Annotated in this window: 22 protein-coding genes and 1 pseudogene; 1 reads left to right on the forward strand and 22 read right to left on the reverse strand. The window is 61.1% G+C overall.

Annotated features, from left to right (window positions below; translation table 11 throughout):
* Positions 1-194: carbohydrate porin (locus VIE67_RS06065; RefSeq protein ID WP_332024292.1), on the forward strand; the 194-nt coding region annotated here is incomplete at its 5' end.
* 21 nt (positions 195-215) lie between these two features.
* On the opposite strand, the gene VIE67_RS06070 is transcribed toward VIE67_RS06065, so the two are convergent.
* From VIE67_RS06070 to VIE67_RS06175, 22 genes and pseudogenes are all read right to left on the reverse strand, one after another.
* Positions 216-1,625: a class II 3-deoxy-7-phosphoheptulonate synthase gene (locus VIE67_RS06070; RefSeq protein ID WP_332024294.1), complete on the reverse strand. Its 1,410-nt coding sequence runs from the start codon at positions 1,623-1,625 to the stop codon at positions 216-218.
* A gap of 54 nt (positions 1,626-1,679) precedes the next feature.
* Positions 1,680-2,180: a disulfide bond formation protein B gene (locus tag VIE67_RS06075; protein WP_332024296.1), complete on the reverse strand. Its 501-nt coding sequence runs from the start codon at positions 2,178-2,180 to the stop codon at positions 1,680-1,682.
* A 125-nt stretch (positions 2,181-2,305) separates the two neighbouring features.
* Positions 2,306-2,692 (reverse strand): 50S ribosomal protein L17, encoded by a 387-nt coding sequence (rplQ, locus tag VIE67_RS06080; RefSeq protein WP_332024298.1) that lies wholly within the window; start codon positions 2,690-2,692, stop codon positions 2,306-2,308.
* 204 nt (positions 2,693-2,896) lie between these two features.
* Positions 2,897-3,895 (reverse strand): DNA-directed RNA polymerase subunit alpha, encoded by a 999-nt coding sequence (locus VIE67_RS06085; protein WP_332024300.1) that lies wholly within the window; start codon positions 3,893-3,895, stop codon positions 2,897-2,899.
* Between the two features lie 111 nt (positions 3,896-4,006).
* Positions 4,007-4,639, reverse strand: a complete 633-nt coding sequence (gene rpsD / locus VIE67_RS06090) for a 30S ribosomal protein S4 (RefSeq protein ID WP_332024302.1) — start codon at positions 4,637-4,639, stop codon at positions 4,007-4,009.
* A gap of 20 nt (positions 4,640-4,659) precedes the next feature.
* Complete coding sequence (rpsK, locus tag VIE67_RS06095; protein ID WP_332024304.1) at positions 4,660-5,052, reverse strand: 30S ribosomal protein S11; 393 nt, start codon at positions 5,050-5,052, stop codon at positions 4,660-4,662.
* Positions 5,053-5,085: 33 nt separating this feature from the next.
* Positions 5,086-5,445: a 30S ribosomal protein S13 gene (gene rpsM, locus VIE67_RS06100; protein ID WP_332024306.1), complete on the reverse strand. Its 360-nt coding sequence runs from the start codon at positions 5,443-5,445 to the stop codon at positions 5,086-5,088.
* Positions 5,446-5,644: 199 nt separating this feature from the next.
* Complete coding sequence (gene secY, locus VIE67_RS06105; RefSeq protein ID WP_414707300.1) at positions 5,645-6,961, reverse strand: preprotein translocase subunit SecY; 1,317 nt, start codon at positions 6,959-6,961, stop codon at positions 5,645-5,647.
* 24 nt (positions 6,962-6,985) lie between these two features.
* Positions 6,986-7,420 carry a 50S ribosomal protein L15 gene (rplO, locus tag VIE67_RS06110; RefSeq protein WP_332024311.1) on the reverse strand — a complete coding sequence of 145 codons (435 nt, stop codon included), beginning with the start codon at positions 7,418-7,420 and terminating at the stop codon, positions 6,986-6,988.
* Positions 7,421-7,462: 42 nt separating this feature from the next.
* Complete coding sequence (rpmD, locus tag VIE67_RS06115; RefSeq protein WP_332024313.1) at positions 7,463-7,672, reverse strand: 50S ribosomal protein L30; 210 nt, start codon at positions 7,670-7,672, stop codon at positions 7,463-7,465.
* Complete coding sequence (rpsE, locus tag VIE67_RS06120; RefSeq protein WP_332024315.1) at positions 7,659-8,174, reverse strand: 30S ribosomal protein S5; 516 nt, start codon at positions 8,172-8,174, stop codon at positions 7,659-7,661. The genes rpmD and rpsE overlap by 14 nt, the downstream gene beginning before the upstream one ends.
* 98 nt (positions 8,175-8,272) lie before the next feature.
* On the reverse strand, positions 8,273-8,629 hold the full coding sequence (gene rplR / locus VIE67_RS06125; RefSeq protein WP_332024317.1) for a 50S ribosomal protein L18: 357 nt from the start codon (positions 8,627-8,629) through the stop codon (positions 8,273-8,275).
* 79 nt (positions 8,630-8,708) lie between these two features.
* Positions 8,709-9,236, reverse strand: coding sequence for a 50S ribosomal protein L6 (rplF, locus tag VIE67_RS06130; RefSeq protein ID WP_332024319.1), 528 nt, complete (start codon positions 9,234-9,236; stop codon positions 8,709-8,711).
* A 75-nt stretch (positions 9,237-9,311) separates the two neighbouring features.
* Positions 9,312-9,710 carry a 30S ribosomal protein S8 gene (rpsH, locus tag VIE67_RS06135; protein WP_332024321.1) on the reverse strand — a complete coding sequence of 133 codons (399 nt, stop codon included), beginning with the start codon at positions 9,708-9,710 and terminating at the stop codon, positions 9,312-9,314.
* A 72-nt stretch (positions 9,711-9,782) separates the two neighbouring features.
* On the reverse strand, positions 9,783-10,088 hold the full coding sequence (gene rpsN, locus VIE67_RS06140) for a 30S ribosomal protein S14 (protein WP_332024323.1): 306 nt from the start codon (positions 10,086-10,088) through the stop codon (positions 9,783-9,785).
* A gap of 18 nt (positions 10,089-10,106) precedes the next feature.
* Entirely contained in the window at positions 10,107-10,649 is a 543-nt protein-coding gene (gene rplE / locus VIE67_RS06145; protein ID WP_332024325.1) for a 50S ribosomal protein L5, read from the reverse strand.
* 11 nt (positions 10,650-10,660) lie between these two features.
* The gene (rplX, locus tag VIE67_RS06150; RefSeq protein ID WP_332024327.1) at positions 10,661-10,975 is read right to left on the reverse strand and encodes a 50S ribosomal protein L24; all 315 of its coding nucleotides are present in this window, start codon (positions 10,973-10,975) and stop codon (positions 10,661-10,663) included.
* A 128-nt stretch (positions 10,976-11,103) separates the two neighbouring features.
* A complete protein-coding gene (gene rplN, locus VIE67_RS06155) occupies positions 11,104-11,472 on the reverse strand; it encodes a 50S ribosomal protein L14 (RefSeq protein WP_332024329.1) in 369 nt (122 codons plus the stop codon).
* A gap of 24 nt (positions 11,473-11,496) precedes the next feature.
* Entirely contained in the window at positions 11,497-11,760 is a 264-nt protein-coding gene (rpsQ, locus tag VIE67_RS06160) for a 30S ribosomal protein S17 (protein WP_332024331.1), read from the reverse strand.
* Between the two features lie 11 nt (positions 11,761-11,771).
* A complete protein-coding gene (rpmC, locus tag VIE67_RS06165) occupies positions 11,772-11,966 on the reverse strand; it encodes a 50S ribosomal protein L29 (RefSeq protein ID WP_332024333.1) in 195 nt (64 codons plus the stop codon).
* Positions 11,966-12,379, reverse strand: a complete 414-nt coding sequence (rplP, locus tag VIE67_RS06170; RefSeq protein ID WP_332024335.1) for a 50S ribosomal protein L16 — start codon at positions 12,377-12,379, stop codon at positions 11,966-11,968. Before rplP ends, rpmC begins: the two co-directional genes overlap by 1 nt.
* Positions 12,380-12,388: 9 nt before the next feature.
* A pseudogene (locus VIE67_RS06175) lies at positions 12,389-12,609 on the reverse strand (30S ribosomal protein S3); the annotation flags it as partial.

Here is a 12,609-nt window from a genome sequence, read left to right on the forward strand (position 1 = left end):
GTGGCAGCGGCTTTCTGCTCGGCGACGGGCGCATCGACTATGCGCGCGAACAGATTGTAGAAATATACTATGCCGCGGAAACGCTCAAGCACGTCACCTTGAGCCCGGATTTCCAGTTCATCCGCAATCCGGGCTACAACCGCGATCGCGGGCCGGCAAAATTTCTGGGGCTGCGTGTGCATGTCGAGCTGTGACGCGCGCGGTTTCGGGTCGAATTATTTTGCGGATGGCAGCGCAGGCGTGCCGCCACGTTTGCGCACGATCAGCATGGCGATTTCCAGTGACTGCTCGTAGTTGAGGCGCGGGTCGACCGTGGACTTGTACGCGCGCGCGAGGTCGATCTCGGTCAGATCGCGCGCGCCGCCGAGGCATTCGGTGACGTTTTCGCCGGTCAGCTCCAGATGCACGCCGCCGAGGCGCGTGCCGCAGGCGGCATGGATGTCGAAGGCGTGATCGAGCTCGGCGCGGATATTCGCAAAACGCCGCGTTTTCACACCGCTCGCCAGCGTTTCGCCGTTGCCATGCATCGGATCGCAACACCAGAGCACGCGTTTGCCCTCGGCCTTCACCGCGCTCAAATGTTGCGGCAGCTCGGCCTCCACGTTGGTCGCACCCATGCGCGTGATCAGGGTCAGACGCCCGGGCTCGTTGTCGGGATTAAGCGCATCGATCACGCGCAGCAATTGCTCGGGCTTCACGCCCGGGCCGACCTTTAGCCCCATCGGGTTGCGGATGCCGCGGCAGTATTCGACATGTGCGCCGTCGAGCGCGGCCGTACGCATGCCGATCCACGGGAAATGCGTGGACAGGTTGAACCAACCCCAGTGGCGCGGCACCTTGCGCGTGACCGCCTGCTCGTAGTTGAGCAGCAGCGCTTCGTGCGAAGTATAGAAATCTACTTTGTTGAAACTGCCCAGCGATTCGCCGGCCAGCGTTTCCATGAAACGCACGGAATCGCCGATCGCTTCGACCATATGCCGGTATTCGTCCTGCAGCGGCGAATGCTCGACCCAGGCCAGATCCCAGTACTCGGGATGGTGCAGATCGGCGAAGCCGCCATCGATCAGGCCGCGCACGAAATTCATCGTCATCGCGGATTTGGTGTGCGCCTCGATCAGCCGGCGCGGATCGGGTTCGCGCGCAGCGGCGGTGAATTCCGGCGCATTGACGATGTCGCCGCGATAGCAGGGCAAGGTTACGCCGTCGCGCGTTTCAGTGTCGGCCGAGCGCGGCTTGGCATATTGACCGGCAAAACGTCCGACGCGTACCACGGGCATCTTGAGTCCGTGCACGAGCACCAGGCTCATCTGCAGCAGCACTTTCAGGCGATTGGCAATCAGCGACGAATTGCAGTCGGAAAAACTCTCGGCACAATCGCCGCCCTGCAGCAGGAAGCAGCGTCCTTCCGCGGCATCCGAGAGCTTGCGCTTGAGCGCGAGCACTTCCCACGAGGTGACCAGCGGCGGCAGCTCGTGCAACTCGGCGACCGAACGCTCAAGCGCCGCGCCGTCCGCATACACGGGCTGCTGCACCGCGGTCCGGTTTTTCCACGACGCCGGCGTCCAGTCCCTGGCTTCGTTGACCGGAGCGAGATTTCGTTCGTCCACACGCATGGCGTTACTCATCGTCTATCAATTCCTGCATCATGCCAGATTGATGCTGCGCGGCAACCTGTGGGCTCAGCGTTTGCGCAAGCCTGCCCATACCGCACCCACACCCAGCAACACATAGCAAACCAGGGTCCAGAAGGGCATCGCGAGGCCGAGGAAGGTCCAGTTGATTTCGGCGCAGTCGCCATGGCCGCTGAACACCATCTTCAGCGTTTTGCCGATCGGGAAATTCTCGACCATATAGTTCCAGCCCGGCGTGCAGCCAGCGAGCGGATCGGGTGGCAGGTGCTGCTCCCACAAGTGATACGCGGCGATACCGATGCCCACACAGGCGCCGAGCAGAACAAGCAAGGCGTAGACGCGCCGCCCAAACGCGCGCGGGTTGTGCAGGCCGCCGATCAGGAAAAAGATGCCCATCGCGATAAACGCAAAGCGCTGAAATTCGCACAGCGGACAGGGCTCGATGCCAAGGTCGAGCTGTACGTGGATCGCGTAGGCGAGCAGCGCCGCGCAAACCGCAAAACCGGTGAGGTACTGAACGCGATAAGGCCATTGAAACGGATTGAACATCGTGATTTTCCGTTAGCGACGGTGTTGGTCAGAGACAGCGCGGCGCGCGTGACGTTCCGCAACCCAAAACAAGAAGGCCCCGACGATTTCGCGTCGAGGCCGCGTGCGTGCGAATCTGCCTGCGCTTATTCGGCGGCAGCGGCAGTGTCGGTGCGCGGACGATCGACGAGTTCGACGTAGGCCATCGGCGCATTGTCGCCGACTCTGGATCCGCACTTGAGGATGCGCAGATAGCCGCCCTTGCGCTCGCGGTAACGCGGGCCGAGTTCGACGAACAGCTTGCCCACCGCAACCTTGTCGCGCAGACGCGCAAACGCGAGGCGGCGATTGGCGACACTGTCGGTCTTGGCCAGCGTGATCAGCGGCTCGGCGACGCGGCGCAGTTCCTTGGCCTTGGGCAGCGTGGTGCGGATCAGCTCGTGCTTGATGATCGAGGCAGCCATGTTCTTGAACATCGCTTCGCGATGGCTGCTCGTACGATTGAGTTTGCGACCGGATTTCATGTGACGCATAAATAATTCCTAGTGTAGATTTATAATTGTGTCTTTTTGTAGTAATTCACAAAAAGTGAACTCTTGAGTTCGTGAACGTCCCTTGTTTCTGTCGTCATTCCCGCGCAAGCGGGAATCCATTTTGCTTTTCAAGACCGGCTCAGGATCAAGATGGATTCCCGCTTTCGCGGGAATGACGGCAAAGAGCTGATCTTTCGGTGAATCTCAATTCATCTGCATGCCGTGCTGCAGGCCGGACGGCGGCCAGTTTTCCAGCTTCATGCCGAGCGACAAGCCGCGCGTGAACAGCACGTCCTTGATCTCGGTCAACGACTTCTTGCCCAGGTTCGGCGTCTTCAGCAGCTCGACTTCGGTGCGCTGCACGAGGTCGCCGATGTAGTAGATGCTCTCGGCCTTCAGGCAATTCGCCGAACGCACGGTGAGTTCCAGATCGTCGATCGGACGCAGCAGCACGGGATCCACGCCGGCCTTGTCGGTCTTTGTCGTCTCCGATTCGCGGCGCGTGAAATCGCCGAACACGGTGAGCTGGTCCTGCAGGATTTCCGCGGCCTTGCGCACGGCTTCTTCCGCGTCGATCGTGCCGTTGGTCTCGATGTCGAGAATCAACTTGTCCAGATCGGTGCGCTGTTCGACGCGGGCGCTGTCGACTTCATAGGCGACGCGGCGCACCGGGCAGAACGACGCATCGAGCTGCAGGCGGCCGATCGGGCGACTTTCCTCGTCCGGGCGGCGGCGCGATGTGGCCGGCTGGTAGCCGACGCCGCGTGCGATCTTCAAGCGCATATTGAGCGCGATATCGCGCGTCAGATGGCAGATCACGTGCTCGGGATTGAGGATCTCGACATTGTGATCGAGCTTGATATCGCCGGCGGTGACCACGCCCTTGCCCTTCTTGGACAGGGTGACCGTGGTCTCGTCGAGATTGTGCAGGCGGATCGCGACGTCCTTGAAGTTGAGCAACACTTCGATGACGTCTTCCTGCAGGCCCTCGAGCGTCGTGTACTCGTGCAGCACGCCGTCGATCTCGACTTCGGTGATTGCCGCGCCGGGAATCGAGGACAGCAGCACGCGCCGCAGCGCGTTGCCCAAGGTGTGACCGAAGCCGCGTTCCAGCGGTTCGACCGAGACTTTGGCGCGATTAACGCCGGTGTGTTCCACATGCAGACCGCGCGGGCGCAGGATGGTAGTAGGCGAAGAAGCCATGAACTACACTCTCCGTAAAGGGGAAAAGGGGATACAAATATATTTTGGTGCAACGGCGGATTTTCAACCCGCTCGACGCCGCATCCGGACTGCTCCGGACGCAAGCTGGTATTACTTGGAATACAACTCGACGATCAGGCTCTCGTTGATGTCGCTCGGCAGATCCGAACGCTCCGGCAGCGCCTTGAGGGTGCCAGCGAACTTGTTCGCATCGACTTCGACCCAACCCGGCGCCTGATCCATTTCCTGCGACAGGGTCAGCGCTTCCTTGATGCGCAACTGGTTGCGCGACTTCTCGACGATCGCGACCAGGTCGCCCGGCTTGACCGCGTACGACGGCAGGTTGACCTTCTTGCCGTTGACTTCGATTGCCTTGTGCGACACCAGCTGGCGCGCCTGCGCGCGGGTCACCGCAAAGCCCATGCGATAGACGATGTTGTCGAGGCGGCTTTCCAGCATGCGCAACAGGTTCTCGCCTGTATTGCCCTTGGTCTGCGCAGCCTTGACGTAGTAGTTGCTGAACTGCTTTTCGAGCAGGCCGTAGATGCGCTTGACCTTCTGCTTCTCGCGCAACTGCACCGCGTAGTCGGACAGGCGCGACTTCTTCGCACCGCCGGCGCCGTGCTGGCCGGGCTTCTGCTCGAGCTTGCACTTGGAGTCCAGCGCACGCGCCGCACTCTTGAGATTGAGGTCCGCGCCTTCGCGACGTGCGAGTTTGCAGGTAGGTCCGATATAACGTGCCATGAGTATTCTCTAGTTCTTATTTAGACGCGACGCTTTTTGGGCGGACGGCAGCCGTTGTGCGGAATCGGCGTCACGTCGATGATGTTGGTCACTTTCATGCCGAGCGCGTTCAGCGAACGCACCGCGGACTCGCGGCCCGGACCGGGACCCTTGATGCGCACTTCGAGCGTCTTCACGCCGTATTCCTGCGCCGCGCGTCCGGCCTTCTCCGCCGCGACCTGCGCCGCAAACGGGGTGGACTTGCGCGAACCGCGGAAACCGGCACCGCCCGAAGTCGCCCATGACAAGGCATTGCCCTGGCGATCGGTGATCGTCACGACGGTATTGTTGAACGATGCCTGCACGTGCACGATGGCATCGGTGACGACGCGCTTGGTCTTCTTCTTGGTCTTAGCAGCGACCGGCTTATTCATGAGTTTGGTTTTCCGTAGAAATTTTGAATTTTTTCAGTTCTTCTTGATCGCACGGCGCGGACCCTTGCGCGTGCGCGCATTGGTGCGCGTGCGCTGGCCGCGCAGCGGCAGACCGCGGCGATGACGCAGGCCGCGATAGGTGCCCAGATCGATCAGGCGCTTGATGCTGATGCCGACTTCGCGACGCAGATCGCCTTCGACGACGAACTTCGCCACTTCCTGGCGCAGCTTGTCGACTTCGGCCTCGGTCAGCGACTTGATCTTCGTCGCCGGGTCCACGCCCGCCGCGACACAGACCAGCTTCGACCGCCTGCGGCCGATGCCAAAAATACTTTGCAGTCCGATCACGATATGCTTCTGGACCGGCAGGTTGACCCCTGCAATGCGCGCCATGTTTCTCTCTCCGATATTCTCACTGGCTTCCCGCCCGAGCAAAAAGCGGCCATCCGGGCCGCACTTCTCAATTTTCTCGACAGCATGCGCCTATGACGCAGTGAACTTTCGATTATAACCGGTTTTTTTCGCCACCGGAAGCTTTGAATCGCGCCCGAATAACGAAATCTTTCTCTTGATCGCCGTGTCAGGCCGCGCTTTAACGCCCGCCACCCGAGCCACGGCCGTAACCCTTCAGATTCGCCTTCTTCAGCAGACTTTCGTACTGATGCGACACCATATGCGCCTGCACCTGCGCGGTGAAGTCCATCACCACCACGACCACGATCAGCAGCGAGGTACCGCCAAAATAGAACGGCACATGCCAGGTCTGCTGCAGGAAGGTCGGAACCAGACACACCGCGACGAGATACAGCGCGCCGGCCCCGGTCAGGCGCGTCAGAACGCCGTCGATATACTCGGCCGTCGACTTGCCTGGACGGATACCCGGAATCAAGGCGCCCGACTTTTTCAGATTCTCGGCCGTCTCGTTCGAATTGAAGACCAGCGCCGTGTAGAAGAACGCAAACACGATGATCAGCGCCGCGTACAGCATTTCGTACAGCGGCTCGCCCGGACTCAGCGCTGCGGTGACCTGCTGCAGCCAGCGGATGTCCGCGCCGTTGCTGAACCAGGACGATGCCGTCGCCGGGAACATGATCAGCGACGAGGCGAAAATCGCCGGGATCACGCCCGACATGTTGAGCTTGAGCGGCAGGTGCGAACTCTGGTTCATGTACGCCTGGCCGCCGCCCTGGCGCCGCGCGTAGTTGACCGTGATGCGGCGCTGGCCGCGCTCGACGAAGACGACGAAGGCGGTCACCGCCAGCACGATCACCAGCACCAGCAGCACCTTGACGAAATTGAGCTCGCCGTTCTGCGCCATCTGCAGCGTGTGCACGGTCGCCGCCGGCAGACCGGCGACGATGCCGGCGAAGATCAGCATCGAAATGCCGTTGCCGATACCGCGCTCTGTCATCTGCTCGCCGAGCCACATCAGAAACATGGTTCCGGACGTCAGCGCGATGACCGCGGTGAAAATAAAACCAGGACCTGGCGCATAAACCACATCGGGTTGGTGCATCAACATCGCCGCGATGCTGAACGCCTGGAACGACGCCAGGCCGACGGTGCCGAAGCGCGTCCACTGGGTCAGCTTGCGCCGGCCCGACTCGCCTTCCTTGCGCAGTGCCTGCCAGGACGGAATCACCGAGGCGAACATCTGCACGATGATCGAAGCCGAAATATACGGTATCACGCCCAGGGCGAACACCGAGAAGCGCGCGAGCGCGCCGCCCGAGAACATGTTGAACATGTCGATCAAGCCGCCGCCCTGGCGCTCGATCAGCCGGGTCATCTGGTCGGAATTCACCCCCGGCACCGGAATGAACGCGCCGAGGCGATACACGACCAGCGCACCGACCAGAAACAGGAGCCGCTGCTTGAGCTCGGTTAGTTTGCCGAGCCCGGCGAGCATGCTGGCTTGGGATGACGACACGCCTTACTCCACGCTGCCGCCGGCCGCGAGGATCGCAGCCTTGGCGCCCGCCGTTACCGCCACACCCTTGAGCTTGATGGCGCGCTTGAGCTCGCCCTTCTTCACGATCTTGGCGCGTTCGGCACGTGCACCGACCAGGCCAGCGGCCTTGAGTGCGGCGAAATCGACGACGTCAGCCGTAACCTTCTCGAGGTTGTACAGCAGTACTTCGGACACCTGGTGTGCGCGCTTGGACCGAAAACCCACTTTCGGCAGACGGCGCTGCAGCGGCATCTGGCCGCCTTCGAAGCCCGGCTTGACCTTGCCCTTGCCGGAGCGCGCGTACTGGCCCTTGTGGCCGCGACCAGCGGTTTTGCCCAAGCCCGAACCGATGCCGCGACCGACGCGCACGCGCACTTTGCGCGAGCCCTTGGCCGGTTTGAGAGTATTAAGACGCATGAGATAACTCCAGTATACTTTTGCGCAAACGCAATCCGCGGATTACGCGCTTTCTTCGACGCGCACGAGGTAGCTGACCTTGTTGATCAGACCGCGCACCTGCGGCGAGTCTTTCAGCTCGCGCACGTCGTTGAGCTTGTTCAAGCCGAGCGCCTTGACGCTCAGGCGATGGTTCCACTTGCAACTGTTCATGCTCTTGAACAGGCGCACGCGGATCGTTGCCGCCTTGTCCGTTGTCTTAGCCTTGGCCATAACCGCCCACCTCTTCGACTTTCTTGCCGCGCTTGGCAGCGATGCGCTGCGGGGTCGCCATCGCTTCCAGGCCCTTGATCGTCGCGCGCACCAGATTGATCGGATTGCGCGAACCCTGGGCCTTGGCCAACACGTTCTTCACACCGACCACTTCGAGCACCGCGCGCATGGCGCCACCGGCGATCACGCCCGTACCTTCGGATGCCGGCTGCATGTACACACGCGCCGCACCGTGGTTGGCCTTGACCGCATGCCACAAGGTACCGTTGTTGAGTTTCACGCTGGTCATGCCACGGCGTGCGCGCTCCATCGCCTTGGAGATCGCGACCGGCACTTCGCGCGCCTTGCCGTAGCCGAAACCGACTTTGCCGGCGCCGTCGCCGACCACAGTCAGCGCGGTGAAGCTCATCTGCCGACCACCCTTGACCGTCTTGGCCACGCGGTTGACGGCAATGAGTTTTTCCAGCATGCCGTCGCTGTTTTCACGTTCGTTGCTTGACATTATCTTTTCACCTTGTTGCCACCCGACAATCGGTGTGGACTTTTGCTTACGGCTAGGCCGCTTAGAATTGTTGGTGCTTCAGGGCTGAGGACCCTGCCTTAAAACTTCAACCCCGCCTCGCGCGCCGCATCCGCCAGCGCCGCGATGCGGCCGTGATAGCGGAAACCGGAGCGATCGAACGCCACGCTTTCCACGCCCGCCGCCTTGGCTTTCTCGGCAATGGCCTTGCCGACGGCCACTGCGGCAGCCTTGTTCTTGGTGCCCTTCAACTCACCGGCGATCGCTTTCTGCACGGTCGATGCGGCAGCCAGCACCTTCGCGCCGTCGGCCGAAATGACCTGGGCGTAGATGTGCTGATCGCTGCGATGCACGGTCAGGCGCGGCACGGCGAGTTTGCGGATATGGCTGCGCGTGGCTTTGGCGCGGCGCAGTCGGTTTTCGTTTTTCTCACTCATCTCACTGGTCTCCTGGGAGCTGAAGGCTTTGTCGAAAAGCGCGGCCACACAGGGTCGCTACTTCGCGGAGGAATCCGCATCAGGCCTTCTTGGCTTCCTTCAAACTGATCTTTTCGCCCGAGTAACGCACACCCTTGCCCTTGTACGGCTCGGGTGGACGGAACGCGCGAATCTTCGCGGCGACTTCGCCGACGCGCTGCTTGTCCGCACCGGCGATCAGCACTTCGGTCTGCGTCGGCACGGTAATCGTGATGCCTTCGGGCGCATGGAACACGACCGGATGCGAGAAGCCGAGCGACAGGTTCAGTTCCTTGCCCTGCAGCGCGGCGCGATAGCCGACGCCGACGAGTTCGAGCTTGCGCTGATAACCTTCGCTGACGCCCTTCACCATATTGGCGACCAGCGCACGCGCCGTACCCGCCAACTTCAGGCTGTCCGCCGTAGCGGCCTTGAACAGTATTTCGGATCCCTGCACGCCGACTTCAACGCCCTGCATTGAAGCGAGCTTGAGCGTGCCCTTCGGGCCCTTGACGGTAACCGCATCCTTGGCGACGTTGCATTCGACGCCTTTGGGAAGGGTGACCGGTTTCTTAGCTACACGTGACATAGAAAGCTCCAATGATCGTCCTGATCAGGAACCCGGTCATCCTGACCGGACTATTCAATAATTACTCGATACCTATCAGGCAACGGTGCCGATGACTTCGCCGCCGACGCCCTGCGCACGCGCCTGCGCATCGGTCATGATGCCCGCCGGCGTGGTGACGATGGCGATACCGAGACCGCCCATCACTTTCGGCAGCGCGTCCTTGCCGCGATACACGCGCAAGCCGGAGCGGCTGACGCGGCTGATGCTCTCGATCGCCGGCTTGCCTTCGAAATACTTCAACGCAATTTCCAGTTCGGCCTTGTTGTTCTCGGCCTTGTTGACCTGGAAATCGCGTACGTAGCCTTCGTCCTTCAACACCTTGGCGATGGCTTGCTTGGTCTTGGACGCAGGCATGCGCACGGTCGGTTTGGCCATCGCCTGCGCGTTGCGGATGCGCGTAAACATATCCGCAATTGGATCAGTCATGCTCATTATTGGATTCCTGTATTCAGCATCGATATCACGTTGATGTAAGGCCGCAATTCATCGCGCCCCACGACATTCTTACCAGCTCGCCTTGCGCAGCCCGGGCACGTCGCCGCGCATGGTCGCTTCGCGCAGCTTGTGCCGGCCGAGACCGAACTTGCGGTAGACGCCGCGCGAACGACCGGTCAGTTCGCAGCGATTGCGCTGACGCGTGGGACTCGCGTCGCGCGGCAACTTCTGCAACTGGGTCTGCGCCGCCATTTTTTCGTCGTACGAAGCCTTCGGGCTGAGCACGATCGCTTTCAGCTCCTTGCGCTTCGCCGCATATTTCTTCACGATTTTCGCGCGCTTTTTCTCGCGCTCCACCATGTTAGCCTTGGCCATTGTCGTATCTCTTGAAAATTAATTGCGGAAGGGGAAGCTGAAAGCTTCGAGCAGCGCCTTGGCTTCCTCGTCCGTGCGCGCCGTGGTCGTGATCGCGATATCCATGCCGCGCATCGCGTCGACCTGGTCGAAATCGATTTCCGGGAAGATGATCTGTTCCTTGATGCCCATGTTGTAGTTGCCACGACCGTCGAACGCGCGGCCGGACACGCCGCGGAAGTCGCGCACGCGCGGCAGCGAGATGCTGACCAGGCGATCGAGAAACTCGTACATCTTCGTGCGCCGCAGGGTGACCTTGCAGCCGATCGGCCAGCCGTCGCGGATCTTGAACGTCGCGATCGACTTCTTCGACAAGGTCGCGATCGGCTTCTGGCCGGCGATCTTGGTCATGTCGGCGAGCGCATTTTCCAGAACCTTCTTGTTCGCGGCGGCCTCGCCCACGCCCATGTTCAGCGTGATCTTGCTGATGCGCGGCACTTCCATCACGTTCTTGTAGCCGAAGCGCTCGATCAGCTTCGGCACGATCGTGTCTTTATATACTTTTTCCAAACGGGTCGTCATGTCCATTCTCCTTATGCGTCGACCTGCTCGCCGGTGCCGCGGAATACGCGCACCTTGCGGCCGTCTTCGAGCGTCTTGAAGCCGACGCGTTCGCCCTTGCCGGCCGCTGCATTGAACAGCGCCACATTGGACAGGTGAATGGACGCCTCGCGCTCGATGATGCCGCCGGGCTGGTTGGCCTGCGGATTCGGCTTGGTGTGGCGCTTGACCAGGTTGATGTTCTGCACGACGACGCGATCTTCCGCGACGCGCAGCACTTCGCCCTTCTGGCCCTTGTATTTGCCGGTGATCACGATGACTTGATCACCTTTGCGAATTCTGTTCATTACAATGTTCCTATTTCAATGGAGCACGGATCTCGTTGACTTCGACCCACGCTGTGGCACTTCCACAACCCTGGCTTTCGCCGCCCCCTTAACTCAAGGGGGCTCAAAAACATTCTTCTACATAATCCTTAGAGCACTTCAGGAGCGAGCGAGACGATCTTCATGAAGCGTTCGCTGCGCAGCTCGCGCGTGACCGGTCCGAAGATGCGCGTGCCGATCGGCTCGAGCTTGTTGTTGAGCAGCACGGCGGCGTTGCCGTCGAAACGGATCAGCGAACCGTCGGCGCGACGCACACCCTTGCGCGTACGCACGACCACCGCGTCGTAGACCTCGCCCTTCTTGACCTTGCCGCGCGGAATCGCATCGCGGATCGACACCTTGATGATGTCGCCGATACCGGCGTAACGGCGCTTGGAGCCGCCGAGCACCTTGATGCAGAACAGAAGCTTGGCGCCGCTGTTGTCCGCTGCGGCCAACGTGGATTGCATCTGGATCATGTTGAGTCTCCTAAACCTTCCACGTTACTGCGCGGCGCGCGTCAGCACTGCGACCACACGCCAGTTCTTGGTCTTGGACAGGGGGCGGGTTTCAGCGATGCGCACCATGTCGCCTTCCTTGCACTCGCCCTTCTCGTCGTGCGCGTGCACCTTGGTCGAACGGCGCACGATCTTGCCGTACAGCGGATGCTGCACCTGGCGCTCGAGCAGCACGGTGACCGTCTTCTGCATCTTGTTGCTGACGACACGACCTTCGATCGTGCGCTGGGATTTGACTTGTTCGCTCATGATTTGTGCCTTCACTTCGCCGCCGGCTTCTGGCCGAGCAGGGTCTTGACCTGTGCGATTTCGCGGCGCACGCGCTTGAAATGATGCGTCTGCGTCTGCTGGCCCGCGCCCTTCTGCATGCGCAGGTTGAATTGTTCGCGACGCAGCTCGATGAGCTGTTCGTTCAAATCCTGTGCGGATTGTTTACGGAGATCTTTGAGTTCCATCACAGCACCGTGCGATTCACGAATTGGGTTTGCACCGACAGCTTGGCCGCGGCGAGGCGAAACGCTTCACGTGCATCGACTTCGGACACGCCTTCGATTTCGTACAACATGCGACCGGGCTGCACCACGGCAACCCAGAACTCGACGTTGCCCTTGCCGTTGCCCATGCGGACCTCGATCGGCTTCTTGCTGATCGGCTTGTCTGGATAGACGCGAATCCACAGCTTGCCGCCGCGCTTGACGAAGCGCGTCACGCAGCGGCGCGCGGCCTCGATCTGACGCGCGGTCAGATGACCGTGCGTGGTCGCCTTCAGGCCGTATTCGCCGAAGCTGACCTTGTTCGCGACGAAGCTCAGGCCGCGGTTGCGCTGCTTCTGGACCTTGCGGTATTTGGTACGTTTGGGTTGCAGCATATCCGTTCCTTACTTCTGACGTGCTTCGCGCGGTTCACGATGCTCGCGCGGTTCGCGTTCGCCACGCTCGCGGCGTTCGCCACGCGGCGCCTCACGGCCCTCTTCCTTCGTCTCCTGGCTCGCGGCGTGCAGGTCAAATACTTCGCCCTTGTAGATCCACACCTTGATACCGATGATTCCGTAGGTCGTCTTCGCTTCGGCGAAACCGTAGTCGATGTCGGCGCGCAGTG

Source organism: Rudaea sp. (genome assembly GCF_036560865.1).
Taxonomy (GTDB): domain Bacteria; phylum Pseudomonadota; class Gammaproteobacteria; order Xanthomonadales; family Rhodanobacteraceae; genus Rudaea.